The organism is Arthrobacter sp. fls2-241-R2A-200, from assembly GCF_030209745.1.
Taxonomy (GTDB): Bacteria; Actinomycetota; Actinomycetes; order Actinomycetales; family Micrococcaceae; genus Arthrobacter.
Genome location: NZ_JARVRJ010000001.1, coordinates 128,512 through 154,714, shown reverse-complemented (window position 1 = coordinate 154,714; position 26,203 = coordinate 128,512). Strand labels below are relative to the sequence as shown.

Here is a 26,203-nt window from a genome sequence, read left to right as displayed (position 1 = left end):
GGCTCACGGCTTACTTGTCCAGCAGTTCGTCGGCCTTGTTGCTGAATGCCCGGGTACCGAACATCATGAGCGCCGCCAGGAACGGCAGGACGCCGAGGGCGTAGACCCCCATGGTGCCGGTGTCGGATGCGGTGGCCTGATTGACGGTGGTGCGCAGGATCGGTGCCACGAAACCACCCAGGTTGCCCAGGGAGTTGATGAGGCCGATACCGGCAGCGGCGGCAGTTCCGGTGAGGAATGCCGTCGGATAGGACCAGCAGATGGGCCCGATGGCCAAGAAGCTGCACACAGCCAAGGTGATGCAGATGATGCCCAACGCAGGCAGGTGGTTTGCTCCAGCCCAGGCCGATCCGAAAATGCACACACCCGTTGAGAGGAACAGTGCCGTGCCCCATCGCCGGCGCAGAGCCACGGTGTTGGCAGCCTTGCCCACGAAGTAGCAGGCGAAGATTCCGAAGAACCACGGGATGGCAGCCAAGAGCCCGACGGCGAACCCCACCTTCTGGCCGGTCAACTGGGCCACCTGCTGCGGCAGGTAGAAGGTGACGCCGTAAACGGCGATCTGCAGGCAGAAGTAGATGACAGTGAAGTACCAGACACGGCCACTCCGCATGGAGGCCAGGATGCCGCGAGGGCCGGTTTCTTCCTTGACGGTGTCCTCCAGCTCCATGACATCGGTCAGGGCAACCTTTTCTTCCTTGCTGAGGAACTTGGCATCCTGGGGGCTGTTGATGAGGAAGAAGAACGCGGCAATGCCCGCGACGACGGCCAGCGAACCTTCAACGAAGAACATGACCTGCCAACCAGCGACGCCGGGAATCTGGTCTCCGATGTTGATGAGCCAGCCGGACAGCGGAGCACCCAGCATCTGTGACAACGGCTGGGCCAGGTAGAAGATCGCAAACATCTTGACCCGTACCTTGTTGGGGAACCAGGCGGCGAGGAACATGATGACACCTGGGAAAAGACCGGCTTCGGTAACGCCCAGGAGGAATCTCAGGATGATGAAGGACGTCTCGCCTTGGACAAAGGCGAAACACGCGGAGACGATGCCCCAGGTGATGGAAATGCGGGCGAGCCAGATCTTGGCACCGAACTTTGTCAGCAGCAGGTTGCTGGGGATCTCGAACAGTGCATAACCGATGAAGAAGATACCGGCACCCAGGGCGTACGCGCCTGCTCCGATTCCTTTGTCCACGCCGAGGGCGGCTTCAGCGAATCCAACGTTGGTGCGGTCCAGGAAGGACACGACGTAGAGGATGACGATCATGGGCATCAGCCGTAGCGACGCCTTGGAGATTGCCGACTTCAGGACGGGTGAAGCAAGCAACTCCCTTGTGGAAGTTGAAGCAGCAGACATGGAAACTCCTCTTTGAGCAATCTGTTGGGGGGTTTAGTGCATGTAAAGTCCGCCATCCACATTCAGCGTCTGCCCGGAGATGTATCCGGCGTCTTCACTGATGAGGAAGGCGATGGCGGCGGCGATGTCACGGGTGCAACCCACGCGGTTGACCACGAGTTCCTTGGTGAGCTCGTCCTTGCGCTCTTGGCTGAGCGTGCCGCCCATGATGTCGGTATCGATGGGGCCAGGTGAGATGGCGTTGACGGTGATGTCATAGCCGCCCAGTTCCCGCGCCGTGGCACGGGTCAAGCCAATTACTCCCGCTTTGGCCACGGAGTAAGGGGTCTTGGAGAACGTACCGCCTCCGCGCTGGGCTGAGACCGAGGAGATGTTGACGATCCGGCCGATGCGGTTTTTGACCATGGACTCTGCCACACGGCGGGTCGCGTAATGGACGCCGTTGAGGTTGATGTTCAGCACGCGGTCCCACTCTGCGGGCTCAAGTTCGAGGTAACCAATGGGTGAGCTGACGCCGGCCACGTTGGCCAGCGCAACGATCTGCGGCAACTCGGCTTCGAGCTCATCGATCGCCGCCCGGACCTCCGCTTCATTGGCCACGTTGGCACCAACACCGTGTGCTTTGACGCCATGTTCAGCTGCGATTTCCTTCGCTGCCGCTTTGCAGGCAGCGTCGTCGAGGTCGATGATGCCGATGTTCCAGCCTTGGGCGGCCAGGTAGTTGACGGTGGCGCGGCCGATGCCGCGCTCGGATACTGCGCCGGTGACAATCGCCGTGCGCGTTGCGGGGAAGTTCATAGTGATGCTCCTGGAAAGCTCAGTTGATGGGGGCCGGGCCAAGCTCTTCGATGAGTTTTTGCATGGCGACGTAGGCCTTGTTGCGGTACGCGATGAGTTCCGGTGTCCGATCAGCCGGGACGTTGAGGAACCCCGAGCCGGTCTTGGTGCCGAGCTTCCCTGCTTCCACCAGATCGGAAAGGATCTTGGGCGTAGCGAAGCGTTCCGGGAATTCGGTCTGCAGGGACTTGTAGCAGAAGTTGTAGACGTCCAGACCGGCCATATCGGCGATGGCGAACGGCCCGAAGAAGGGCAGGCGGAAGCCGAAGGTCGTACGGACCAGGGTGTCGACGTCGTCGGCCGTTGCGATGCCCTGTTCCACCAGCTGAGCGGCTTCGTGGAACAGTGCGTACTGCAGGCGGTTGAGGACAAATCCGGTGACGTCCTTGACGACGGCGGTCTGCTTGCCGGCCGCATGCACGAGATCGCAGGCTGTGCCGACAGTGCTCGCGGCGGTGCCAGCGTGCGGGATCACCTCCACGCCGGGAATGAAGGGCGACGGGTTGGAGAAGTGCACCCCAAGGAACCGCTCCGCCCCGGTCACCGCCTCGGCAAGAGCCGCGATGGAGATGGTGGACGTGTTGGAACCGATGACTGCGTTCGGCTGTGCCGCGGCGCTGATCCGGGCGAGCGTCTGGTGCTTGATCTCAAGGACCTCAGGGACGCATTCCTCGATGAATTCGGCATCGCCAACAGCTTCCTCGATGTCCTTGGCAGCCCACAGGTTTTGCTTGAGAATCTCCGTGGATCCTGCCGGGAAGAGACCATCGGCGACGAACTGGTCCGATTCAACCAACAAGCGCTCGTAGTTCTTTTGTGCGATCTCCGCGGAAACGTCGGCCAACGCCACGCGAGCCCCGCCCAGTGCCAGAACCTGTGCAATGCCGCCGCCCATGTAGCCGGAACCAACGACGGCGATCTTCCGGGCCTCGGTGCCTTCGGATGCGGTTGGGGGATTTGTTGACGTCATGATCAGACTGCCTTCGTGTAGTTGGGCTCGTAAGAGCAGATAGCGTCCACCTTGGCGGCGGAGGAGGAGTTTTCATCAAAGCGGTACTGCAGCCACTCCCCTACGAGTTTCTTGGCCAGTTCCAGGCCGATGACCCGCTGGCCGAGCGTGAGGACTTGGGCATTGTTGCTCAGCACCGAGCGTTCCACTGAATAGCTGTCGTGCGCGGTGACTGCGCGGATGCCGGGAACTTTGTTGGCCGAGATGGCCACGCCCAGTCCAGTGCCGCAGATCAGGAGTGCACGGTCCGCTTCGCCGTCGGCCACTTTGCGGGCTGCGTCAACAGCCACATGCGGGTACGCGGTGGAGTCCTGCGGACCCACCCCTACATCCGTCACCGACGCCACGCGCGGGTCCGCTTCCAACATTGCCAGGAGCGCCTGCTTGTACTCGACGCCTGCCTCGTCATTGCCGACGACGATGCGCCAGCCTTGGTTGTTGCTCATGCTCAAGCTCCGTTTCCGGCTGTTTCCGGCAGCTGTCCTGCTACCGCAACTGACGCCAGTTCTGAATCGATGAATTGTGAGATACGCGCTGCGATCAAGCCAAAGGACACCGCACCGGGATCCGGGTGGCCGAGGCTCTTCTCAGCCAAGGGGCGTGCCCTGCCCTTGAGGGGCCGGAGTTCAGCGGTCGCTGCGGCAGCGGACTGCGCAGCTGCGGCTGCTGCCGCCAGCGCCCGGTCAACCGGGGTGCCGCCGTCGAGCTCTGCCAGGAAAGCGTCGCGGAAGGGAAGGAGGGCATCAACCATGGTCTTGTCGCCAGGATCGGCCTTGCCTAGTTCGGTGATGGCACGGACGAATGCCTTGACCGCCGCGGCTGCATCTGCAGAAGCGTACGTTTCGCGGTTTGCGAGCGATTGCCCGGCCGCGATGACAGCCGAACCCCACAGCGCACCGGAGGTTCCGCCTGCCTTTTCGCTCCAGGCTTCCCCGGCGGCTTCCAGAATGCGCTGCACCGAGGAGCCGGAGGCTGCTTTTCCGGCCGCGGCCGCTGCATCCACGCCGCGGCGCATACCAATGCCGTGATCGCCGTCGCCTGCGATGGCATCGAGCTTGCCTAGTTCGTCCTCATGCTCGACCACGACGTCCCGAACCTCGGCGAGAACAGCAACCGCCAGCCGTCCGAGCTCGGCGGCAGCGACTGTGGGCTGTTCGGTCACGGCCCCTGCCTGGGCCACGCCGGCTTGGGTGGCCCCGACATCGGCCCGCGCGGCGCGGGGAGACATGCTGCCTTTCCGGAACGCGGGCGTATCGGCGGGCGCGGCCCACAACTGTTCGAGTTCGTCGTCCAACCACAAGAGCGTCAACGACAGGCCGGACATGTCCAGGCTGGTCACCAATTCCCCGCATTCCGGCTCCACGACGCTGAGCCCGGCCGCCGTCAGCAGCTTCTCGATTTTGCCGTACAGCAGGAAAAGTTCGTCGTACTTCACTGTGCCCAAACCATTGACGATGGCGACCACTCGCTCGCCCGCATCCTCCGGTTTGTCCGCGAGGAGCTTGGACACCAGGAGTTCAGCGAGCTCGGACGCCGTGGGCATGGGATGCTCGGAAATCCCGGGCTCGCCGTGGATTCCCAGGCCAAGCGACATCTGACCGGCCGGTACATGGAACAGCGGATCGTTGGCACCGGGAAGCGTGCAACCATCAAAGGCAACACCCAATGACCGCGTCCGGTAGTTGGCCTTGATGGCCAAGCGTTCGACATCGTCCAAGTCCAGGCCCGCTTCGGCGGCAGCGCCGGCGATCTTGAAAACGGTGAGGTCCCCCGCGATCCCGCGACGCTTCTCGAGTTGGTCTATCGGTGCGCTGGCGATGTCGTCCGTGACGGTGACAGTGCGGGTTTCGATGCCCTCCGCGTTGAGCCGCAGCTGGGCTTGTCCGAAATGCAAGACATCACCGGCGTAGTTGCCGTAGCTGAGCAGGACTCCGCCTCCGGCGTTGGCGGCCTTGGCCACCCGGTAGACCTGCCCGGCAGCTGGGGAGGCAAACATGTTGCCGCAGGCTGAACCCGCAGCCAGTCCCGGGCCTACCAGTCCGGCAAACGCAGGGTAGTGACCGGAGCCTCCGCCTACAACAAGGGCAACCTGACCGGCAGGGATCTCGGTTGAACGGACCACTCCCCCATCAACGCGGGCCACGTAGCCGCGGTTTGCGGCCACGAAACCGTCGAGGGCTTCATCGGCAAATTCTGCCGGATTGTCAAAGATTTGAGTCATTTCCCTAGACTCCTGCGAGCTCTGTTGCCGGTTCTTGGCGGCCCTGCGCTACCTGGCTCTTGCCAAGTGCGTAACCGTCCGTCTTCGGCAGGACGTGCCTGCGGAGGTACTCCTGGTTGCTCGCAGTGACGCTTAGTCCGTCGCCACCGTAGTGCTCGGTACAGAGGATTCCTTGGAAGCCCACGGAGAGGGCAAATTTGAAGGCCTCGCGGTAGTTGATGAGACCGCTTTCCATGGGAGCAGGCATGGTGATGAAGCTGTCGCGGGCCACGTCTTCATCCCGGAGGTAGTTCTTCATGTGCCAGTAATTGGAGTACGGGAGGGTCTTGGCCACCATCTCCCGCCAGTCCTCGATGGGCCGGTGCAGGCGGATCAGGTTGCCGATGTCGGGATTGAGGCCAACGTTGTCCAACCCGATGTCCTGGACCAACTGGACCGAGGAGTCAGCGGTACCGAGGAAGGTGTCCTCATACATCTCAAGGGACACCAGGATGCCGGCTTCAGCCGCGTGCTTGCCGAGCTCACGGATACGGGAGGCGGCGTTGCCCCAGGCTTCTTTGTCTCCGACCGGGTCCTTGTAGCCCTCCACAGTCCAGAACCAAAGCTGCTTCTGCTGTTCCGGCGTGATGGCCTGGTGCAGTCCGAAGGAAACAACTTCACAACCAAGCTCAGCTGCGGCATCGATGGTGCGGTGGCTGTAGGCAAGGTTCTCGGCCCAGTCCGTCTGGTGGATCACGCTGCGGCGGATTGCCGAAATGACCGGCACTCCGATGCCTACTTCGTGCGCGGTTTGCTTGAACTCGGCCAGACGCTCCTTGCCGAGGTCTCCCGGGCGGACCCAACTGTCGGTGAGGTCTGCGTTCTCAAAGCCGGCTTCCTTGACTTCCTGGAGGACGGAAGCCCACGTGGAAGCGTCGGCGTCGTTGATGTGCTTACCTGCGGCATCGGTGCCGGGGAACTGCAGCAGGGCCGCTGTTATGGGCCAATCCTTGGCGGTGTACGCCATAGTGGTCACTCCTTCGTGGAATCCTGTTTCCTATAGGATTTACGAACGAGCGGAACCTGTCAAGACTTTTTATGGATTTTCCTAGATCCTATAGCTCAGGTGCTGGCACCCAGAAAGGACCTCAGAAAGACGATAACCCGACGGCGACAAGCCTTTCGCCCGTCATTCCGCGGGCGCGTCCGCCATAGCCCGGCCACGCACCTTCTGCACGTGCTCGGTCATCATGGCGGCGGCCGTCTCAGGGTCGCCGCTGGCCAATGCATCGAGGACCGCTTGGTGTTCAGCTATTGCCTGCTCAGCATCGGTGATCCCCACTCCCCCGAACAGGCGGAACCGCTGGATCTGACCACCTAGGGTGTTGTAGGCAGTGAGCAGGAATTGGTTCTTGGCTTGGGCTGCAATGATCTGGTGGAAGCGTTCATCGGCTTCGAGATAGCTTCGGTATTCGGCGAAACTGCCGCCACGAGGCGCATTCCGGAGGTCCTCCACGGCTTGCTTTAGTGACTCCAGCCCCTCCGCCGTCATCCGGGAACAGGCAAGTCGGGCATTCACTGGCTCGATGGAGAGCCGGGCTTCCATGAGCTCCGCGAAGTCCTCACGGGTGAATACCGGAGCAACCCGGTATCCCTTGAGCGCTACCCGGCGGACCATGCCCGTGTGCTCCAGCCTGGCGAGCGCCTCCCGCACCGGCGTGGGCGAAACATCAAGCTCCCGGGCCATGCCATCGATGCTTACCGCTGCCCCGGGTTCCAGCCGACCGTCCATGAGCCACTCGAGGAGTGCCTCATAGACATGGTCGGCCAGAACTTGGCGGCTTACGGGAAAGCCGGCACGGGCAGCGGATGCATCAGGCATGTCACAAATCCTATAGGAACCCGGTGCGTGGCCCCTACGGCTGTGTCACATGCCGTCCTGCTTTAGTTCGCGTAGAACGGGTAATCCGTGTAACCCGTGGCGCCATCCGCGTAGAAGGTGGAAGCGTCCGGCTCGTTGAGCGGCAAGCTTTCACGCCAGCGCCTGGCAAGATCCGGGTTGGCAATCGCCGGGCGGCCGACAACCACTGCGTCAGCGAGGCCCTCTTCCATGATGGCAAGGGCATCTTCCCGGGTGGTGATCTCGCTGAAGCCTGTATTCACCAGGAAAGTCCCATTGAAACGCTCACGCAGGTCCTGCAACAACGCACTCTTGGGATCGTGGTGCAGGATGCTCAGGTAAGCCAGGTTCATGGGCGCAATGGTTTCCACCAAGACCTCGTACGTTGCGCGCACGTCAGCGGCATCCGTCTCCGCGATGCCCTGGACGTTGTGTTCGGGCGAGATCCGGATGCCCACGCGGTTTGCCCCAAGGGCTTCCACTACTGCCTTGACCGTCTCGATCACGAACCGTGCCCGGTTCTGCGGGGAGCCGCCATAGCTGTCGGTACGGACGTTCGAGTTGGGGGCCAGGAATTCGTGGAGCAGGTAGCCATTGGCGGAGTGGAGTTCCACGCCGTCGAATCCTGCCTCGATAGCGTTCTTGGACGCTGTGACGATTTCCTGGATGACACCCGGCAGTTCGTCCGTGCGAAGCTCGCGCGGCACCGGATAAGGCTGCTTGCCGTTCGGGGTGCGGACTTCACCGTCAATCGCGACGGCGCTCGGGCCAACGATCTCTGCACCACCAGTGATATCGGCGTGCGAGACGCGCCCACCGTGCATGATCTGGGCGAACATCCGGCCACCCTCGGCGTGGACGCCGTCGGTGACCTTCTTCCAGCCCGCGATCTGCTCCTCAGTGACGAGGCCAGGCTGCCCGGGGTAGGACTGCCCTGCCCGGACCGGGTAGGTGCCTTCGCTAACGATCAGGCCGAGGGAAGCCCGCTGACGGTAGTGCTCGGCGATCAAAGGACCCGGCACGCCATCTTCTCCCGCACGGAGGCGGGTGAGGGGGGCCATCACCAGTCGGTTGGAGAGTTCGAGTTCGCCGAGGGCCAGGGGAGAAAACAGCATGCGCAGTTCCTTTCAGAGTGAAACACGTTCATTCTGCGTAACTGCACGGCGCTTGCAACTATTCCGGAGGAGGGGCAGATCACACTCCGTCTAACCGGTCTGGCCCTCTTTGAGCGCGTCGTCGAAGCACTCACACAAAGCCAGCACAGCCACCAAGTGGGCTTCTTCAGCGTGAGGCGGATCTGTGTTGATGCAAATGGATTCGTTGACTGAGCGGTCAAGGTCCTTGGATTCACTGCCGGTCAGGGCCCAAACGCGGGCTCCCGCAGATTTCGCCGCAGCCGCGGCGTCCCTGAGATCATCAGTGATTTCCCTGGCCGCCAGCAGGACGACGACGTCGCCCTCGCGCACTAAGTGCGGGATCTGCTCAGCGAGGCTTCCGGCGCCATCGGAGTCCTTGCTCAGGGATATTGCTTTGAAGCCCGAGCCTCCCGTGGGATCGTGGGCTGCCAGTTCAGACGTGAAGCGCTCGGCTTCGTGGGCGGAGGTGTCGCTTCCGGCGGCGAAAACACTGCCTCCCCGCCGCCGGACGCGAGCCAACTCCTCGCCCCATTCAGCAAGTCGCGAGGACTCCCTGCGGAGCGCAGCTACCGCCGGCCCAATCTCGCCCAAATGTCCAAGAACCACGTCCACTGCATGCCGGTTCGCTTTCGACTCGTTCGAGCGCACGTCCCGGCCTGTTCTCCTCACCACGATGCTCACTACCCGCCTCCCTTTTGCCTGATCGAAAGTTAACGGTTCCCGTCGTCTTCGCGGGTAGCGCCGCCGTCGTGCCCTGCACGGTCGCGGGTCACGTTTTCACCTTCGGCGGCATCGGAGCGGTTCGCGTCATGTGTGCGGGAACCACCAGAGGGCAAGCCGTTTGAACCGGAGTCCCTGCCGGCGTTGGGATCAAGCTTGTCGGCGTGGCGAAGATGTTCTTCCACCCGCCCGTGGGCCTCGTCAGCCTTTTGGGCGTGCTGCTCGGCATCGCGGCGAAGACGATTCGCTTCCACCTCGGCCTGCAGCGCAGCGGCTTCGGCTTGGGCGGATTCAGCTTTGGCCTGGTGGGCGCCTATGGCTTCTAGGTCCGCCTTCTCGCGCAACTCAGCGGCTCGACGGCGGTTCACCTCCGCCTTCTTCCGGCGGCCGATGGTTGCGGCCACAACTATCGCCGCAATAACAATGACGACGATGACAATGATCAGTACCACTTGTCCAGTGTCCATGCCGGCTACCTCCCTGTTGTGCGGCCTTTCATCGGCGCCGCCCTTGACCTTCTACCCGAGCTGTACCCCTGCTCACATCGTCCTAAACGGTGGCGTAGCGCCGCAACCCCTATGAGCACCCCAATCTCAGGGAACTTAGGCGGGTAGCTCCATCCGGAATCCGCAGCGGCATTGCAGCACGCGGGTCTGCAGGTAGACATCGAGCAGGCCGTCGTCGACGTCTTCGGTGGACATGGGCGCGTAGAGGCTCCGCGCCGAGGAGTTAGCAAAGCTCATTGGTTCCCCGCAATGGAAGTATTCCCCGCCGAACTGCAGAAGGCCGGACACTGTTCCAGCGCGGTTAAGGACCTCGGCAACATCATGGAACGCCGCGGTATGGGAGTAGGACGCCTCGCACGTCATGCACTTATAGGAAACCAACACCAGGAGATCTCCGGGGTGCGGCTCTATGGATTCAATCATTTCCAAATTCAGGTGGTCTGCGGAATGGCAGGCCGAACAGATCAGGGCCTTCACCTCAGCATGAGATGCGGCCCCCGGGATATACGGTTTCTTTGTGGTGGACAATGTGGTCACTCCTCCGTCAGCTCTGCCCGGTTACTCCCCCTTGCAGTAATGGTAAACCAATGATCAGGTTGCTTACTAGTTGTTCTTGTGAATGCCTTGTGCCCACCCATCTTCTCTGCTTCGCTGGAAAGGTCTCCTGCAGCGCGGGACAACCCAGCCACAACGCAGGGAGTACCACAACGTGAAAGCAGTTACTTGGCAAGGCAGGCGCTCCGTGAGCGTCATCGACGTACCCGATCCCGCTGTCCAGGAACCGACAGACGCTATCGTCCGCATCACGTCCTCCGCGATTTGTGGCTCTGATCTGCACCTCTACGAAGTCCTTGGCCCGTACATGCACAAAGGGGATGTGATCGGGCACGAACCCATGGGGATTGTGGAAGAGGTGGGCGCGGAGGTCCACCGGCTCAAAAAGGGCGACCGGGTTGTCATTCCGTTCAACATCTCCTGCGGGCATTGCTACATGTGCAACCAAGGCCTGCAGTCCCAGTGCGAAACCACGCAAGTCACGTCGAAGGGATCAGGGGCGGCGCTGTTTGGCTACTCGGAACTCTACGGCTCCGTTCCGGGCGGACAAGCACAGTACCTGCGTGTTCCCTTCGCGGACTATGGCCCTGTGAAAGTCGACTCGGATGCGCCGGACGAGCGCTACCTCTTCCTCTCGGACATCCTCCCTACAGCCTGGCAAGCGGTGGAGTATGCCAACGTTCCGGAGGGAGGTACCTTGGCCGTGTTGGGGCTGGGACCCGTGGGGCAATTTGCCGCCCGGATCGGCGTCCACAAAGGCTTCCGTGTAATTGGCGTGGATCCCGTCCCCGAGCGCCGGGCCATGGCTGAGGCCCACGGCGTGGAGACGATGGACTACAGCCCGGACGTATCCGGCAAAATCCGTGAGGAAACATTGGGACGAGGACCGGATTCGGTGGTGGATGCGGTGGGGATGGAAGCTCATGGTTCCCCGGTGGCGTCGTTCCTGCACAAGGCCGTCTCGCTGCTCCCGGACAAGCCTGCACAAGTGGCGATGGAAACCATGAGCGTCGATAGGCTGGCAGCCCTCCATACGGCAATCGACCTCGTGCGCCGCGGCGGAACCATCTCCCTGAGCGGCGTGTATGGCGGGCAAGCAGACCCGATGCCGCTGATGACGATGTTCGATAAGCAAATCCAGTTGAGGATGGGGCAATGCAACGTTCGAAGCTGGACTAACCAACTCCTCCCCTTGGTAGAGGACGACGCCGATCCGCTGGGAGTCATGCACCTGGTCACCCACACGGGCTCACTTGATGAGGCACCTGCGCTCTACGAAAAGTTCCAGAAGAAGCAGGACGGCTGCATCAAGGTGGTGCTCAAGCCATAGCAGTGGTGGACCAAGGGCGGGACCGCCTGACGCGGGAGCAGCGTAGCAGCAACATGTCCAAAATCCGGGGCAAGGACACCAAGCCGGAATTGCTGGTCCGTGCTCTGCTGCATGCCAAGGGTTACAGGTATCGACTGCACGGCCAGTACGGGCAGACCCGCCTCCCGGGCCGTCCCGACCTCGTCTTCGCCGGGCGGCACAAGGTCATCTTCGTCAACGGCTGCTTTTGGCACTTCCATGACTGCAAGGCGGGGCAGCACGCACCGGCCGCCAACGCAGAATTCTGGGCGGCCAAAAGGACCCGCACCCGCGAACGGGATGCCCAAAAGCGCCACGAACTGGAGGCCGCCGGCTGGGAAGTGTTGACAGTGTGGGAATGCGAACTCAAAGACCGCTCCGCTCTCGAAGACCGGATGAGGGCGTTTCTCGACGCAGCTGCGGGAAAAAGCGGCCAGTTATCGTCCGGCGTGGGAGGACGTTCCTGACTGGGTCGAGCGGTCATGGACGGAGCCCTGGCCCCAGAGAGAGTACGCCGAGGAACCGCCGATGCCCAGCAAGACGACGAGGCAAATGCCTACCGCCGCCGCAATCCCCACTGGTGGGCGAGCCCTCTGGTTCACGGATTTTCCGGTGCTTTCGTCCACGCCTGTGCTCCCCAATCAGTGACCATTCTTCGGTTGATTTCCACTCTCGGAGAGGGGGATCAAGTCTGCCTCTGAGTCCGCTCAAGATTGGATCAATCTTTGCTTGGATGGCCTGCGGGCACTTCCACGAGTCCTACTGTTGAAGCGTGAATCTATTGTTTCGGGGCGGGAGGAGTCTGGTGTCTGAGTATGACGAGTGCACCGATTCCTTGGTGGACCATACCGTCCTGACAGAACTTCAAGCGGAGTTGGGAGGCGATCAGGGCATCATCCTTGCCTTCGTCCGCAATTACGTTGCGCTTCTGCCGTGGCGGGTATCGCGCCTTCATCGCGCCTTGGAAAACCTGGACATGGAAGATGCCATGGACGCCGTACTGAGCCTGAAGACATCCAGCGCCATGGTGGGCGCTATCTGCATGAACCGCCTCGCCACCGAGATGGAAATCAGGCTCCGATTGCTGCCCAGCGGCCAACACCTGAGCGAGCTCAAGCTGCAGGTCACCGAAATGGAGCACTTTGTCTTCGGCACGATTTACGAGCTCGAGACACCGCTATCCTAAGGCCGCGTATTTGTTGTTGGCCGCCTAATTGTTGCTGGCAGACGGGGCCAGCCTGTAGCCAACACCTCGGACTGTTTCCAGCCAGTGGGGAGTCTGGATACTGTCCCCGAGCTTCTTGCGCAAATTCCCCATGTGCACCTCAACGGCACGCTCGTCGGCATCGCTGACGTAACTTCCGACGTCGTACTGTTCGTTCCGCAGGCGACGCGCCAGATCCGCCTTGGTCCGCACGATCCTGCCGGTTTCAAGCAATGCGAGGAGGAGGTCGAATTCGGTGCGGGTGAGCTTGAGCTCCCTGCCGTTCAGTACTGCGGTGCGCGAGCCGGCGGAAACGGCCAAGCCGTTGTGCGTTATCTCCGGATCCGGCAGTTCTTCCGTCACTGGCTTGGACTCCGACGACGCACGCGGCCTGCGCATCATGGCCTCCACGCGGGCGCGCAACTCGCGCGGGCGGAACGGCTTGGTGAGGTAGTCGTCGCCGCCTGCTTCCAGGCCCATCAAGGTGTCCAACTCCTCGGCGCGCGCGGTGAGCATGATGATGTACGCGTCGGAGGATTTGCGAATCTGGCGGGCGACTTCGAATCCATCGATGTCCGGCAGTCCGAGGTCCAAGGTGATAACGTCGGGGTTCAGCTCCCGGGCGGAGGTCACGCCGGCAGATCCGGTGGACGCGACGTGCACGTCAAACCCTGCCTGGGATAGGACGACGCGAACCAACTCGCGAATATCCTGGTCATCTTCAATAACCAGCCCCACACGTGCTTCACTCATCGCGCCCCTCAGCCCCATTCGATAACCTCAGCAGTATATCCATTATGGTTAGGCTAATCTCATGAATCGAACTTCTTCTGCAACCTTTGTGGTCCTGCCATGACCCACCCCTCACCGTGGGACATGAGCGAGAAGAAGAAACTCTTGGTGTTCGAGCGCTCATTCCACGAACATTCGCTCCGGATACGGGTGGTCCTCAGCCAATTGCCGTTGTCCGTTTGTGTGTGTATTTCCGCCATTTTGGTATGGCTGTATTTCCCCGCCACGCTGGATAATGAACTGTTCGTCATCTACCTGCTAAGTCAGACGATCCTCCTGGCCCTTTGCGTGCTGTTGCCATGGGACCGCCTGCCCTATGCGAGCTTCCTTTCGATCCCGATCCTGGACATGGTCTCCATAGGATTCGCCCGCGAAGGGTCGGTGGATTCCATTACCGGCCTCAGTGTCCTGGTGGTTCTGCCGGTTATTTGGCTGTGCGCGTCCGGTCTTTACCCCAGGCTCGCAATCTTCATGTCATTCCTCGGACCGCTGGGAATAGTTTGGGTGCCGCTATTCGTCCGCGGCGCCCTTACCGAGCAAGACATCACCAAACCCCTTCTGTTCCCGATCCTGATGCTTGGCATTGGCATTTCGGTCAGCGTGTTGACCCTGAGCGTGGTGCGCCAGCAACGTGCTTTGAAAGAAAAGGATGCAGCACTCAAGAAGGCCTTGGATGTCAGCACCACGCAGGAACGGCTCCTGAACACCGTCATGGAGGCACTCCCGTTGGGTGTCGTCGCCGTCGACAGTGACGGGCAGGACATCCTCATGAACCGTAGGCAACGCCAAACACATGCCCTGGCCGCCCCACCAGGGAATCCGAATCCCGCCGAGGCGGAGCTGCTCATATTCGATCGGGACAGGACCTCACCCTTGGCGGCAGATCGCCGTCCGGTGCGGCGAGCGGTCCTTGGGGAACGATTCACCGATCAGCTGGTCTGGATTGGCACAGCCAAAGACCAGCGCGCCTTCACCGCGAGCGCCCGGCCCATGACGGACGACGGCGGCAAGTTCGCAGGTTCGGTGGTGGTCTTCAGCGACGTCACGGACCTGGTCAACGCACTGGCGGCGAAAGACGATTTTGTTGCCAACGTCTCCCATGAGTTCCGCACTCCCCTGACATCCATCCTGGGTTATGTTGAGCTCATCCTTGATGATCCCCATGGACTCGACGCTGCAGCCAAAGCCCAATTGAACATCGTCCGCCGCAACGCAGAACGCCTGTTGACCCTCGTCTCAGACCTGTTGTCAGTGCGCTCCGGCCACATCGTCATCCAGCCGCACGCCGTGGACGTGGCCGAACTGGTGCGGGGCAGCGTCACATCCGCCGAGCCCCGCGCCGCGAAGGCCGGCATCCGTCTCTCCATGGACGTCCCCGACGCCCTGGAAGCACACGTGGACTCCTCGCGGATGGCACAAGTGCTGGACAACCTGGTCTCCAATGCCATCAAGTACTCCCCCGACGGCGGCGACGTTGAGGTAGCGGCGTGGGAGGACTCGAACTTCGTCTTCTGCCGCGTCAGTGACACCGGGATGGGCATGACCGATGATGAACAGGCGGAGGCGTTCACCAAGTTTTTCCGGGCGGGCGGTGTGCGCAACAGCACCATCCCCGGCGTCGGCCTTGGCCTTCCCATCAGCAAGGCAATCGTCGAGGCCCATGGCGGTACCATCACCCTTGATAGCCAACCCGGCCGGGGAACCACGTTCACGGTGAAGGTGCCGGCCTAGCCGTCCTGCCCGGGGAGGTCTGCTACCGCTTGGCGGACTACCTCGCCCCACGACTGTTCGGCGAGATCCGCCAGGGCTGCCAGGATCTCCGACGGCGGCCTAGACAGGTCCAGCGGGTACTCCACGATGTCGATGTCCGTGTTAAGGATGCGCCGCAATTTGATCTCCCCGGGCCCCGCGTAAACGAGCCACGCGGTGGGTACCCGGAGCGCTGTGCAGTACGCCAGCAATTGGTAGTGGTCGGCACTTACGGAGGCTCCCGCGTCGGAGGCTGCCTTGTACTTTGTGTCGTAGACCACCACGGGTCGGCCACCGAGGAAATGTACCGCATCCGGCCTTACCGTCAGGCGGTCCGAGTCACGCACAGCCTCATTCAGGATGGCCCCGTACTGCAGCCGCATCTCACCTGGGTAGGCGCTCATGGCACTGCGCAAGGCCGTCCCCACAAACTCTTCGAAGACCTGCCCCATGTCCACCACGAACGATGCAGTCTGCTGTTTGCCGACTCCGGCCTCAGCCGAAGCATTCCGCAGGATGACCTCGGCCAACCGCAACACGGCGTGGTACCGCGCGTTCATGCGGCTGGCACGCCACGGCGGCAGGGGTGCGCCGGACTGAAGGCGGGTGACGGCGTCGAGCTTTCCCTTGAGCTGGCGTAAACGGCTGAGGACGTCAGGACGAACTCCGGGTACTTGCCCCATCCGCTCCAGGGCGGCCCGGAGGATCCGGTTCTCAGCGATGTCCTCCGTGAATTCGTCATAGGAGACTTCCAACGGGACCATCATCCCGGGGCGACGCGAAATTTGGTCTGAAATGCGGATGCGGCCCTTGACCCTCCGCAGGGACTCCTCCACCGTCAGATAACCCTGCAAGACTCCCCGGCTCAATGCCCTGTCAGCCAGCTGTGACAGCGATTCGGCCAGCGCGCTCCATAAATCCGGGTGCTCCGCTGCCTCTACTAAGTGCTCGCCGAATCCTTGCTCCCCGGCGTAACTGAGTAGGAAGAGCAATCGGCTGAGGCCAAGCCGATCCTTGGGCCGAACCTCAAGTTGGACCGACGCGGTCCGCACGGAGCCGACCTTTCCGACCGGCTCAATGCGGTAAAGACCCATGCCGATGGGCGAAACCTTGGCCAGGCCGCTGGCGTTGATGAATGCCGCGGACTCGGGATCGACCTTGTCCACCACGCCGCCGGAAAGCTCGTCCATGACCACATGCCGGGGAGCTGCACCCGTAGGACGGCGGTCAGCGGGCCGCAAGTCGTCCCAGCAACTGGTCAAGGCCGAAGCGTTCTTCCAACTGCGCCCGGTTCAACTGTCCGTGATAGTGCTCCTCGAGCAGCGGCATGAGCTCGTATTTCCAGATCCGCCGCAAGCCTGTGGGGTTTTGCGCGGCGTTCTTCATGAAATAGGACGGCCCAATCATGAGGTCGCGGTCCCAATCATCGATGGCATCGTTCAGCGCATCCAAGAGATCGGCGTTGAGGGTGTCCAGTCCGCGGGCCTGCAGGAACCGGCGCAGGGAACCCCGGACCGGTTCCACTTTGGGATGGAGTTCAATGAAGGCGAAGCGACGGCGGATGGCGGCGTCCATCATGGCAATGGATCGGTCCGCGGTGTTCATGGTGCCGATGATGTACAGGTTGTCCGGCAAGCTGAAGGGCTCGTTGGGACTGTACTGCAGGTAGATGCGATCGTCCCGGTATTCAAGGAGGAAGTACAGCTCACCGAAGACTTTTGCCAGGTTTGCCCGGTTCATCTCGTCGATGATCAGGAAGTAGGGCTTGTGCGCGTTCTCCGGCTTGGCTGCCTCCTCCGCGAGGCGGCGAAGCGGGCCCGCAACGAGCTTGAAGGAAACCTGGCCGTCGTCGGTCTGGTCGGGTCGGTAACCCTCGAAGAAATCCTCATAGGCGTAAGACGGATGGAACTGCACCAGCTTCACACGCTCATCGGTGCTGTCCCCCGCGAGCTCGGCCGCGAGGTGCTTGGCCAAGTACGTTTTTCCGGTACCGGGAGGACCATAAAGGACCAGCTGCCGGTTCTCTTCAAGGAGTTCCGCAATCTCCTGCAAGGGCTCCAGGTCCATGTGGAGGGACTCGGCGAACGCCTCCGTCAGGGGACGGAAACCCTGCTGGACAACCTCGACGACGGCGGTGGGCGGGACCTCTTCCTCGCCGTCGGTTTCGGCCTCGACAGGAAGCAGTTCCTGCAGGGCCTGGATGACCCGGGTAACGTCCACGATGATGCCCGGAGTGGAGAGCTGCCTCTGTGCGTGGCGAGGGAGTTCGGAGATGGCATAGCTGTCCTCGAACCAGCGGACCTTGCGGCGGATGCCGCGGTTGTCCTCCTGGTGTTCCGGCTCGCCCAACACAACGCCCACGCGGACGCGGCCGGCGTGCTGGTACAGCGTGAGGTCCCCTGGTTTCATGACGGTGAGGAAGGCGAAAACCGCGGTCTTGGTGTCCTCCCTCTCCACGTAACCCAAGTGCTTGTAATCCTCGTCAACGGCACGTTGCACCACGCCGGCGGTCACACCGGCCGACAGCGAGCGCAGGTGTTCCACGTCCAGGGTTGCCTTCTCCTCGGCTGCCCAGGCGGCGAGCAACTCGGCGTTGTCGTGGTGGGTCCGAAGAAGCCAGGACCGGCGGCCGGGATCGCCTACTTTGCGCCACTGGCTGACCAACTGCCTGTCGTACCAATCGATCCGCTGGCCGGCCTGCTCGTCAAGGTGCAGCCGGATCCTGTGGATGTCCGCGGTAATGTCCTCATCCGAGTCACCCTTGGCCCCGCCGACCAGCGAGGCAAAAGCGTCCCGGATCTCTTGGCGCTCAACGTCCGCCACCACCGGCTCAAAGTAACTGGGCCACACCAGATACTCGATGCTGCGCCGCAGGGCGGGCTGGTCCTCGGGGGTGCCGGCGGCGAGTTCGTGGAACTTCAGGGGGTCCGCGAGGGCCTTGTTGATGGTTGCGGTGCTTTGGGTGTCCAGATGGATGACGAAGCGGCAAAGCCACATCAGGTGGTCCCAGATGGTCCAGTTGAACTCCGCGGTGCGGTCCCGGATGACGCCGTGGTCCGTCAAGCCTTCGTAGAGTTCCTCGGGAAGCTCAATTGGCGGCTCCACCCAGGACGCAGCCTCGGCGACGCGTGCCCGCTTCACCCTGAGGGACTTGACCTCGTGGGCCAGCGGCAAGGACTGCAGGAACAGCAACTCCACTGCCAGGAGCTTGGCCTCGCGGGACGCGCCTTCCAGGTTTTGGCGCAGGTTGGTCATCATGGGCGCTTTGGAATCCCCGACCCCGCGTTCCAGCCGTTCGAGTAACTCCGCGGCGGCTTCGGCCGTCCACGTCAGAGTGCTGCCGTCCAACGCCGAAGGTTTTCCCTGCAGCGCAGGACCGAGCACAAACCACGCTGCATCCTCGATCTCCTTGGAGATCCCGGGGGCGCGGTCAAGGTCAGGTTTGGCGGTGGGAGTCACCCTGACAACTTACCTTGTTTGGCTTACCCAAGCATCCGGCTATCCACAGGCTCACGAGCCCGGCAGGGCAGCTTTCTTCCTTACTCCGGTTTTCTGAGGGCGTTCCCTCAGCGCATCCCGAACGTGTAGTTTTCGGGCACGGGCTCGCCCGGACATACCCGTTCCCAAAGGTGCGCGATCGCATCCTCGCCTTCGCGCAGGTCCGGAATCTCGACGCCCCCACGCAGTATGGCAGCAGCACCGGCGTCGTCACCGATCCCGGCAAGGGCCGCGGCTTTCAGGAACTTCAAACGCCCGACGGCGGCCACCGCCCCAGGGCTCTTCTCCAACAGTTCCAGGGCAGCCTGAGGGTGTCCGTGGCGAATACACAGCGTCATTGCTTCGATCAACAGTGGCAGCGGTGAGGGGTGCGCCTCGACGCCCTTGACGAGCTCGACCAACCCCTCCATCCCGTCCAAACCCTCCGGCCCCTCCAAACTGGCAGCAATCATCGCCAGGCCCAATCCCCGGTGTGCGAGTGCCGTGGTGCGGGCCCGGGCGTGCCGGTTCGCCAATACCGCGCGATACCCGTCCATTGCGCCCGCCAGCTCCTGCCGCGCGTGCTTCATGGTGGCCACGTGAAACTGTGCTTCCGGGCTGTCTTGGTTGCCGGCGCTGGCCAGCAATTCCTCCCAATCAGCCCCGGCAACAAAGCTTGGTTCATCAACGTCCGGCCGTTCGCCGAACTCCTTCCCCGAGAGGAGCTCGAGCCACGGGCGCTGCTCTCCGGTCACACTCTCATTCACGAACGGCGTGCCCGACTCGTCAATCCACGCCCGGCCGGTCTTCCGGCGGCGGGCCCGCTCCACCACGCCCCAGCCGCTTCCCACCGACAACATTTTCGACGGCGGCACGTCGCCGTCCCGCAGTGCCGCCGGGAGCGCCTCGTCAAGGTATGCCTGCGGCATCAGGTGCTCGAGACGTTCACCCGCATGCGCCACCGCAGCATCCCAGTCCACGCCATGTGAGGTTTCCGGATCCAGGTGGCCGTTCCCGTAGGCCTCCACCCACGCCCATTCGGCGCCGGCCGGCATAGCCAGGTGTTCGAATTGTGTTTGGGCGAGCCCCGCTTGGATTTCGGCATAGGGACCAGCACCGGGGCTGAGCCATTCCTGCCAGCGCTTACCGCCAGGGCCCTGCCCCCAGACAAAAAGCTTCCTGCCGCGCAACATGCCTGTCGACATTATGGCCAAGCCGTCGCCGTCGTCATCTGCTGCGACGATCCAGCGCCGCTGCGAACCCTCAATGTCGAAGAAGTAGTCGGCGGCGTGTGGGTTGTTGACCAACCAGGTGGCATCGTAGCCTTCATGATCGGTGGGGCGGACACGGGTGATGGCAGCGGCGTAGTCGCTGCCAAAGGCTTCATCGGCAGGCGCGATCACGCGGCTCCTGTCCGTCTCCGGGATCGCAGCATTGCTCCACCAATACATGGGAACCTCGTGATCATTCGGGTTCCGTATCCGCACCGCCGCGAGCAGGACCTCCGAGTTCGTGGGAAGCCACAAGTCCACTTGGAACACCACTTCACGCAACCGCTCATACTCCCACAACCTCAGGATGTGCTTTCCGTCAGGGGTGTGGACGATTGCAGCGTGGAGCGGATCGCACGTGGTGGGTGAATGACCCCGAGTTCCGATATTCCACTCCAGGCCGCCGGCAAACCATGCGTTCCGGAGCGCCAAGTTGGCCACTTGAGGCGAGTGGTGCGTATGCAAAAGGTGCTTACCGGCCGTTTTGTCGAACAACTCCCATATTCTGCCGCCCAGTGATGGCAACACCGTCACCTTGAGCTTGCTGTTTTCAAGAACGACGGCGGTCACCTCACGGGGCGTGGCTTCCCGGGTGTAGCTATCCTGCGTCAGATAAGGGTAGACGTTGGGCACCCCGCCGTATCTGGTTGAAGCCTGAAGTTCTTCCGGGACGCCGGCGCCCACCAGGTAGGACTGCTGGAGCTCCGATGCCACAGGGGGCAACGGATTCGACCGTCCCACGTCCGCCATGGTGAGCGAAATGGTGGTGACAGTGAGGTTGGAGGGCTCTACCCGTGCCGTGGCTGGAGTGGTAGGCGTCCGCATCACTGTTGCACCAGCAAGGCGTTCACAATCGCCCGCGCCGAGCGGACGGTCGGGCGGTCGGTGACCGTATATGCCGTCGGATCCCAGCGGTGACTGCCGACGTCGATGGGCTTCCCTGTATGTGGGGAGGAATCGGCCCTGGCGGAAGAATCGGCCCGCGAGGAGACCACTTTCTTGGCTGAAAGGTGGACGGCTGCGAGGCCAGCGGCATGCATGGCCGGAATATCTTCCAGTGTCAGGCCGCCGCCGGCCATGATTTCCGCATCACCATGTGCGCGCTGAACCATTCGCTCCAAGGTGGGCAAGCCGGCACCTGCACTGGGTTCATGCCCTGACGTCAGCACCCTGGTGAACCCCAGTGCCAGCAACTCATCCAACACGGCAAGCGGGTCCCTGGCTTGGTCAATGGCCCGGTGGAATGTCAGCTGCGCGTCCGGGTTTGCCTCCCGCGCTGCATCCACCAGTCGTCGTGTCGCTGTGAGGTCCACGTCCCCTTCGCCGCTCAGTGCCCCAAACACCACGCCATGGGCACCTTGGGCCAGCAAGTGACGGGTCTCGTGGACCATCGTGTCAACATCCGAGGCGGAATACCGGAAGTCCCCGGGCCTGCACCGGATCAAGGCATGGATCTCCAACCGCCCATCGACGTGTTCGAGGCTGGCCTCCATCAACCCTTGGCTCGGGGTAATTCCGCCAAGTTCCAGGCTGCTGCAGAGCTCAACCCGGTCTGCGCCCTCTGATGCGGCAGTCCCTGCTCCGGTAGCGCTCACCACGGCGATTTCCAGTTTCATAATGAAACTCTACGGGCACATGGATTAACGGGGACGGGATTCACAGTCCATGCACCCTGCGGTTCATGCCCGGTACGCCTCCAGCTTGGCTTTTTGCTCCGGGGTGAGCCTGAGGACCCGGCCGCTGGCCTCGCTGACGAAGGCCAAATGCGTGGTGGCCTTCACGCAGTCCTCCCTGGTGACCGGATCCTTGATGACGTAGTGAAGATCGAAGCTGGCACCTTTGATGGCCCCGACCCAGATCTCTACCACGGCCGGAATATTGCGATACTCCAAGGTCCGCACATAGCGGACTTTGTGCTCAACAACCAGGGTCATGACGCCGGGTCCGACGTCGTTGAACAGCGCCGCGGGCGGCTCGGCCCCAGGCAAGCCTGCGCCACTTGGCGGCCCGAACGCGGCAACACGGGCCTCTTCCAACATGCGCACGATCTGAACGTTGTTGATGTGCCCGTAGGCATCCATGTCACCCCAGCGCATAGGTACAAGTACCTCGATGCGCCGGGGTGCCACGGACTGCCCGGGTTCTGCGGACGTGCTCAGCTGTGCACCGCCGTCGAGTCGTCCACAGCCGTGTCTTCCTCACCGGCAAACTGAGACATGTACAAGCGGTAGTAGGCACCTTGGAGGGCCAACAGCGCGGCATGGTTGCCCTGCTCCACGATCTTGCCGTTTTCCATGACCAGGATGGTGTCGGCGTCGCGAATGGTTGAGAGACGGTGGGCGATCACGAAGCTCGTCCGATCCGTCCGCAAAGCTGCCATGGCCTTCTGCAGCAGCAATTCCGTGCGGGTGTCCACGGAGCTGGTTGCTTCATCCAAGATGAGCAAGGAGGGGTTGGAAACGAACGCGCGGGCGATGGTGATGAGCTGCTTCTCACCGGCGCTGACGTTGCTGCCTTCCTCATCGATGATGGTCTGGTAGCCATCCGGAAGGGCACGGACGAAGCGGTCAACGTAGGTGGCCCTGGCCGCCTCCATGACCTGGTCCTCGGTGGCATCCAAGTTGCCGTACCGGATGTTGTCGTAGATGGTCCCACCGAACAGCCAGGCGTCCTGCAACACCATCCCCACCTTGGAACGCAGTTCCGCCCGGCTCAGGTCCTTGATGTCCACGCCGTCAAGGGTGATCCGGCCGGCGTTGAGCTCGTAGAACCGCATCACGAGGTTCACCAGGGTGGTCTTGCCGGCACCCGTGGGGCCGACAATTGCCACCGTATGGCCCGGCTCTGCGCTGAAGGACAGGTCCTCGATGAGGGGCTTATCCGCGACGTAGCTGAACGAGACATGCTCGAACTCCACATGTCCATCCGTCTTCGCCGGCAAATGACGGGTTCCCGTCTCCACGACCTCTTCATCCGCGTCGAGGAATTCGAAGACGCGTTCCGCCGAGGCGACCCCGGATTGCAGCATGTTTGCCATGCCCGCAATCTGGCCGAGAGGCTGGGTGAACTCGCGCGAGTACTGGATGAACGCCGTCGCATCACCAAGGCTCATGGAACCGGAGGCGACCCGCAGCCCACCCACCACGGCAATGCCGACGTAAGCGAGGTAGGAAACGAAGTTCATGGCCGGGAAAATCACGCCGGAAACGAACTGCGCTCCAAAGGACGCCTTGTAAAGAGCCTCGTTGCGTTCATCGAACCGCTCGAGCATGTCGGCATCCCGGCCAAAGACCTTGACGAGGTCGTGGCCGGAGAAGGATTCCTCGATCTGGCCGTTCAGGGTTCCGGTGTTCTTCCACTGCGCCGCGAAGAGCTTCTGGCTGCGTGCGCCAATGACGCCGGCCACGATCCCGGAGAGCGGTAGCGCCACCAATGCAATGAGTGCCAACTCCCAGGACACGATAAACATCATCACGATGATGCCCAGCACAGTGAGCACGGAGCTGACCAACTGCGAGAACGCTTGCTGGAGGCCCTGCTGGACGTTGTCGACGTCGTTGGTCACCCGGGAAAGGATGTCGCCACGCTGACGGGTGTCGAAGTAGTTCAGCGGCAACCGGTTGAGCTTGGCCTGGACATCGTTACGGAGCCGTTTGATGACCCTCATGACGATCCTGTTGAGCAACCACCCTTGCGCCCACATGAAGATGTTGGCCACGAAGTACATCAAAAGCACGATCGAAATCAGGAATGTCAGCTTGGAAAAGTTGATTCCATTGGTCAGTTCCATCTTGGAGACCATGTCCGCGAAGTTGTTCTGGCCCTGCTGGCGCATCAGGTCAGCGAATTGCGTCTGAGTGACGCCCGGCGGAAGCTGCTTTCCCATGACGCCACCAAAAATAACGTCCATGGCGTTGCCGAGGATCTTGGGAGCGATCACGTTGAGGACCACGGAGACCACCACGAGGCCGACCACCGTGTAAACGCCGGTGCTTTCGGGCTTGAGTAAACCCATGAGGCGTTTGGCGGACGGCCAGAAGGCCTTGGCTTTCTTGGCGGGAACGTCACCGAACATGCCGCCGTCGGCCTCTGAGGGAACGTACTCCTCCTCGACGAAGTCGTCGTCGTCAAGCGTTTCGGTTGCTGTTTCCGCCACGGCGGCCGCCTTGGCGTTCTTCGCGGCCTCTGCCTTGGCAGCCCAGCCACGTTTCTTCTGCTGGTTCTGCTCGCTCATGCCACTTCCTCCACGCTCAGCTGGGATTCAACGATTTCCTGGTACGTAGGCGATGTCTCCAGCAGTTCATCGTGTGTTCCCCGGTCCACGATGCGGCCGTTATCCAACACCAGGATTTCGTCCGCGTCGGCGATGGTGGAGACCCGCTGCGCCACGATGATGACCGTGGAGTCCTGCGTCTTGGCTTTCAAGGCCTTCCGCAGGCGGGCATCGGTAGCTACGTCCAGCGCCGAGAACGAATCGTCGAACAAGTACACGTTCGGCTTGGTCACCAAAGCCCTGGCGATGGAGAGCCTCTGGCGTTGGCCACCGGAAACGTTGGTGCCGCCCTGGGCGATGCGGCGGTTCAACCCGGAGGACTTCTCCGCCACGAAGCCTTTCGCCTGCGCGGTTTCCAGTGCTTCCCACAGTTCTGCGTCCGTGGCGTCCGGCTTGCCGAATCGGAGATTGTGCTCAATGGTGCCGGAGAACAGGTACGGCCGCTGCGGCACAGCGGCCACCCGGCTGGTGATCTCGGATGCATCAAGGTCGGTGACCGGCACGCCGTCGAGCAGTACTTGGCCGGAAGCGACGTCATAGAGCCGCGGCAGCAGGGACACCAAGGTGGTTTTCCCTGCACCGGTGGAGCCGATGATGGCCAGCGTCTTGCCGGGCTCAGCGGTGAACGAGACGTTGCTCAGAACCGGCGCTTCCGCACCAGGGTATTTGAAGGTAACGTCGCGGAACTCAACGCGGCCCTTCTTCTCGGCAGGAACCACCGGCGAGACCGGGTTGTGGATGGAAGGCTCGACGTCGAGGACCTCACCAATGCGGTCCGCACAGACCGATGCGCGCGGGATCATCATGGCCATGAACGTACCCATCATGACGGCCATCAGGATCTGCAACAGGTACTGGAGGAACGCCGTCAAGGAACCGACCTGCATGGCTCCCGAATCAACACGGTGGCCGCCGAACCACAGCACGGCAGCCGTGGACAGGTGCAGGATCATGCCGATAGCCGGGAACATCAGGACGAACAGGTTGCCGATCTTGACCGAAACTGCTGTGAGGTCCTGGTTGGCATCGCCGAATCGCTTGACCTCATAAGGTTCGCGGACGAACGCGCGCACAACCCGGATGCCGATGATCTGCTCCCGGAGCACACCGTTGATGGCATCAATCTTTTTCTGCATGGAGCGGAACAGCGGCATAAGGCGGACCACGAGGTATCCCACCACGGCCACCAAGACGGGCACGGACACCCAGACCAGCCAGGAAAGGCTGAGGTCTTCGCGCAGGGCCATGATGATGCCGCCAACGCACATGATGGGGGTTGAGACCATGAAGTTCAGGCCCATCAGCACCAGCATTTGTACTTGCTGGACATCATTGGTGCCGCGCGTAATGAGGGTTGGGGCACCGAAGCGGTTCACGTCCTGCGCCGAGAAGCTGCTGACCTGGCGGTAGACACCGCGGCGCAGGTCGCGGCCGATCGCCATTGCGGTCTTTGCACCGAAATAGACCGCGATGATGGCCGAAACGACTTGTCCGAGGGCCACAGCGAGCATGAGCGCCCCGGTACGCCAAATGAAATCGGTGTCCCCCCTGGACACTCCTTCATCGATGATTTTGGCGTTGAGGCTGGGGAGATAGAGCGTGGCGATGGTGGACGCCAACTGAAAAATGAGGACGGCCACTATCTGCGGCAAATACGGCTTGGAATACCGCCGTATAAGGGTGACAAGCATGCCCACGGGTCCTTAGAAAGAGTGCGTGAATGAAGTAAAAGAGAGTTTTGCAGCAAGGGCTGACACTATTAGCCTCCCCACTCTACGAAATCCCTTGCCGCGGCGAAACAACCACGGCAAAAGATCATCCCTGCGGAGTATTTAAGTCTCTGGACACAACAAAAGCGCCGGCTGG

At 62.0% G+C, this 26,203-nt stretch carries 23 protein-coding genes; 4 read left to right on the top strand and 19 right to left on the bottom strand.

The window, feature by feature from the left end; genetic code table 11:
- Positions 1–10 precede the first annotated feature (10 nt).
- The 11 genes from QRN42_RS00720 to QRN42_RS00670 all read right to left on the bottom strand — a co-directional run bounded on the left by QRN42_RS00720 (position 11) and on the right by QRN42_RS00670 (position 10,091).
- Positions 11–1,360: an MFS transporter gene (locus tag QRN42_RS00720; RefSeq protein WP_284977561.1), complete on the bottom strand. Its 1,350-nt coding sequence runs from the start codon at positions 1,358–1,360 to the stop codon at positions 11–13.
- 33 nt (positions 1,361–1,393) lie between these two features.
- Positions 1,394–2,158, bottom strand: a complete 765-nt coding sequence (locus tag QRN42_RS00715; protein WP_284977560.1) for an SDR family NAD(P)-dependent oxidoreductase — start codon at positions 2,156–2,158, stop codon at positions 1,394–1,396.
- Positions 2,159–2,177: 19 nt separating this feature from the next.
- Positions 2,178–3,167, bottom strand: a complete 990-nt coding sequence (locus QRN42_RS00710) for a 3-hydroxyacyl-CoA dehydrogenase family protein (protein ID WP_284977559.1) — start codon at positions 3,165–3,167, stop codon at positions 2,178–2,180.
- 2 nt (positions 3,168–3,169) lie between these two features.
- A complete protein-coding gene (locus tag QRN42_RS00705) occupies positions 3,170–3,652 on the bottom strand; it encodes a ribose-5-phosphate isomerase (protein ID WP_284977558.1) in 483 nt (160 codons plus the stop codon).
- Positions 3,653–3,654: 2 nt separating this feature from the next.
- Positions 3,655–5,427: a dihydroxyacetone kinase subunit DhaL gene (gene dhaL / locus QRN42_RS00700; RefSeq protein WP_284977557.1), complete on the bottom strand. Its 1,773-nt coding sequence runs from the start codon at positions 5,425–5,427 to the stop codon at positions 3,655–3,657.
- 4 nt (positions 5,428–5,431) lie between these two features.
- On the bottom strand, positions 5,432–6,433 hold the full coding sequence (locus QRN42_RS00695; RefSeq protein WP_284977556.1) for a sugar phosphate isomerase/epimerase family protein: 1,002 nt from the start codon (positions 6,431–6,433) through the stop codon (positions 5,432–5,434).
- 162 nt (positions 6,434–6,595) lie between these two features.
- Positions 6,596–7,288 carry a GntR family transcriptional regulator gene (locus QRN42_RS00690; RefSeq protein WP_284977555.1) on the bottom strand — a complete coding sequence of 231 codons (693 nt, stop codon included), beginning with the start codon at positions 7,286–7,288 and terminating at the stop codon, positions 6,596–6,598.
- 62 nt (positions 7,289–7,350) lie between these two features.
- Complete coding sequence (locus tag QRN42_RS00685) at positions 7,351–8,421, bottom strand: alkene reductase (protein WP_284977554.1); 1,071 nt, start codon at positions 8,419–8,421, stop codon at positions 7,351–7,353.
- 90 nt (positions 8,422–8,511) lie between these two features.
- Positions 8,512–9,123: an SIS domain-containing protein gene (locus tag QRN42_RS00680; protein ID WP_284977553.1), complete on the bottom strand. Its 612-nt coding sequence runs from the start codon at positions 9,121–9,123 to the stop codon at positions 8,512–8,514.
- 29 nt (positions 9,124–9,152) lie between these two features.
- Positions 9,153–9,629, bottom strand: coding sequence for a hypothetical protein (locus tag QRN42_RS00675; protein WP_284977552.1), 477 nt, complete (start codon positions 9,627–9,629; stop codon positions 9,153–9,155).
- A 135-nt stretch (positions 9,630–9,764) separates the two neighbouring features.
- Positions 9,765–10,091 (bottom strand): hypothetical protein, encoded by a 327-nt coding sequence (locus tag QRN42_RS00670; protein ID WP_284977551.1) that lies wholly within the window; start codon positions 10,089–10,091, stop codon positions 9,765–9,767.
- A gap of 286 nt (positions 10,092–10,377) precedes the next feature.
- Here QRN42_RS00670 and QRN42_RS00665 point away from each other — a divergent pair, with 286 nt between their 5' ends.
- The 3 genes from QRN42_RS00665 (at position 10,378) to QRN42_RS00655 (ending at position 12,757) form a co-directional block, all read left to right on the top strand.
- Complete coding sequence (locus QRN42_RS00665) at positions 10,378–11,553, top strand: zinc-dependent alcohol dehydrogenase (RefSeq protein ID WP_284977550.1); 1,176 nt, start codon at positions 10,378–10,380, stop codon at positions 11,551–11,553.
- 5 nt (positions 11,554–11,558) lie between these two features.
- A complete protein-coding gene (locus tag QRN42_RS00660) occupies positions 11,559–12,038 on the top strand; it encodes a very short patch repair endonuclease (RefSeq protein ID WP_284977549.1) in 480 nt (159 codons plus the stop codon).
- 338 nt (positions 12,039–12,376) lie between these two features.
- Positions 12,377–12,757 carry an Hpt domain-containing protein gene (locus QRN42_RS00655; RefSeq protein ID WP_284977548.1) on the top strand — a complete coding sequence of 127 codons (381 nt, stop codon included), beginning with the start codon at positions 12,377–12,379 and terminating at the stop codon, positions 12,755–12,757.
- 24 nt (positions 12,758–12,781) lie between these two features.
- On the opposite strand, the gene QRN42_RS00650 is transcribed toward QRN42_RS00655, so the two are convergent.
- A complete protein-coding gene (locus QRN42_RS00650) occupies positions 12,782–13,528 on the bottom strand; it encodes a response regulator transcription factor (protein ID WP_284977547.1) in 747 nt (248 codons plus the stop codon).
- A 99-nt stretch (positions 13,529–13,627) separates the two neighbouring features.
- Here QRN42_RS00650 and QRN42_RS00645 point away from each other — a divergent pair, with 99 nt between their 5' ends.
- Positions 13,628–15,298, top strand: coding sequence for a sensor histidine kinase (locus tag QRN42_RS00645; RefSeq protein WP_284977546.1), 1,671 nt, complete (start codon positions 13,628–13,630; stop codon positions 15,296–15,298).
- Here QRN42_RS00645 and QRN42_RS00640 read toward each other — a convergent pair.
- The 7 genes from QRN42_RS00640 to QRN42_RS00610 form a co-directional block, all read right to left on the bottom strand.
- On the bottom strand, positions 15,295–16,506 hold the full coding sequence (locus QRN42_RS00640; RefSeq protein WP_284977841.1) for a 5-methylcytosine restriction system specificity protein McrC: 1,212 nt from the start codon (positions 16,504–16,506) through the stop codon (positions 15,295–15,297). The genes QRN42_RS00645 and QRN42_RS00640 overlap by 4 nt on opposite strands.
- A 37-nt stretch (positions 16,507–16,543) precedes the next feature.
- Entirely contained in the window at positions 16,544–18,775 is a 2,232-nt protein-coding gene (locus QRN42_RS00635; protein ID WP_284977545.1) for an McrB family protein, read from the bottom strand.
- A gap of 107 nt (positions 18,776–18,882) precedes the next feature.
- Complete coding sequence (locus QRN42_RS00630) at positions 18,883–20,889, bottom strand: DUF5107 domain-containing protein (protein WP_284977544.1); 2,007 nt, start codon at positions 20,887–20,889, stop codon at positions 18,883–18,885.
- Positions 20,889–21,680 (bottom strand): copper homeostasis protein CutC, encoded by a 792-nt coding sequence (locus QRN42_RS00625; protein WP_284977543.1) that lies wholly within the window; start codon positions 21,678–21,680, stop codon positions 20,889–20,891. Before QRN42_RS00625 ends, QRN42_RS00630 begins: the two co-directional genes overlap by 1 nt.
- A 63-nt stretch (positions 21,681–21,743) precedes the next feature.
- On the bottom strand, positions 21,744–22,160 hold the full coding sequence (locus tag QRN42_RS00620) for an acyl-CoA thioesterase (RefSeq protein ID WP_284977542.1): 417 nt from the start codon (positions 22,158–22,160) through the stop codon (positions 21,744–21,746).
- Between the two features lie 59 nt (positions 22,161–22,219).
- Positions 22,220–24,298 (bottom strand): ABC transporter ATP-binding protein, encoded by a 2,079-nt coding sequence (locus QRN42_RS00615; protein ID WP_284977541.1) that lies wholly within the window; start codon positions 24,296–24,298, stop codon positions 22,220–22,222.
- Positions 24,295–26,028 carry an ABC transporter ATP-binding protein gene (locus tag QRN42_RS00610; protein WP_284977540.1) on the bottom strand — a complete coding sequence of 578 codons (1,734 nt, stop codon included), beginning with the start codon at positions 26,026–26,028 and terminating at the stop codon, positions 24,295–24,297. Before QRN42_RS00610 ends, QRN42_RS00615 begins: the two co-directional genes overlap by 4 nt.
- Positions 26,029–26,203 lie beyond the last annotated feature (175 nt).

Excerpts from the sequence above, each read along its gene's own strand:
- QRN42_RS00710 (WP_284977559.1), bottom strand. The coding sequence starts at position 3,167 with ATGACGTCAACAAATCCCCCAACCGCATCCGAAGGCACCGAGGCCCGG.
- dhaL (WP_284977557.1), bottom strand. The coding sequence starts at position 5,427 with ATGACTCAAATCTTTGACAATCCGGCAGAATTTGCCGATGAAGCCCTC.
- QRN42_RS00705 (WP_284977558.1), bottom strand. The coding sequence starts at position 3,652 with ATGAGCAACAACCAAGGCTGGCGCATCGTCGTCGGCAATGACGAGGCA.
- QRN42_RS00670 (WP_284977551.1), bottom strand. The coding sequence starts at position 10,091 with ATGATTGAATCCATAGAGCCGCACCCCGGAGATCTCCTGGTGTTGGTT.
- QRN42_RS00675 (WP_284977552.1), bottom strand. The coding sequence starts at position 9,629 with ATGGACACTGGACAAGTGGTACTGATCATTGTCATCGTCGTCATTGTT.
- QRN42_RS00630 (WP_284977544.1), bottom strand. The coding sequence starts at position 20,889 with ATGCGGACGCCTACCACTCCAGCCACGGCACGGGTAGAGCCCTCCAAC.
- QRN42_RS00645 (WP_284977546.1), top strand. The coding sequence starts at position 13,628 with ATGACCCACCCCTCACCGTGGGACATGAGCGAGAAGAAGAAACTCTTG.
- QRN42_RS00715 (WP_284977560.1), bottom strand. The coding sequence starts at position 2,158 with ATGAACTTCCCCGCAACGCGCACGGCGATTGTCACCGGCGCAGTATCC.
- QRN42_RS00625 (WP_284977543.1), bottom strand. The coding sequence starts at position 21,680 with ATGAAACTGGAAATCGCCGTGGTGAGCGCTACCGGAGCAGGGACTGCC.
- QRN42_RS00620 (WP_284977542.1), bottom strand. The coding sequence starts at position 22,160 with ATGCGCTGGGGTGACATGGATGCCTACGGGCACATCAACAACGTTCAG.
- QRN42_RS00610 (WP_284977540.1), bottom strand. The coding sequence starts at position 26,028 with ATGCTTGTCACCCTTATACGGCGGTATTCCAAGCCGTATTTGCCGCAG.
- QRN42_RS00615 (WP_284977541.1), bottom strand. The coding sequence starts at position 24,298 with ATGAGCGAGCAGAACCAGCAGAAGAAACGTGGCTGGGCTGCCAAGGCA.
- QRN42_RS00720 (WP_284977561.1), bottom strand. The coding sequence starts at position 1,360 with ATGTCTGCTGCTTCAACTTCCACAAGGGAGTTGCTTGCTTCACCCGTC.
- QRN42_RS00695 (WP_284977556.1), bottom strand. The coding sequence starts at position 6,433 with ATGGCGTACACCGCCAAGGATTGGCCCATAACAGCGGCCCTGCTGCAG.
- QRN42_RS00685 (WP_284977554.1), bottom strand. The coding sequence starts at position 8,421 with ATGCTGTTTTCTCCCCTGGCCCTCGGCGAACTCGAACTCTCCAACCGA.
- QRN42_RS00690 (WP_284977555.1), bottom strand. The coding sequence starts at position 7,288 with ATGCCTGATGCATCCGCTGCCCGTGCCGGCTTTCCCGTAAGCCGCCAA.
- QRN42_RS00650 (WP_284977547.1), bottom strand. The coding sequence starts at position 13,528 with ATGAGTGAAGCACGTGTGGGGCTGGTTATTGAAGATGACCAGGATATT.
- QRN42_RS00640 (WP_284977841.1), bottom strand. The coding sequence starts at position 16,506 with ATGGACGAGCTTTCCGGCGGCGTGGTGGACAAGGTCGATCCCGAGTCC.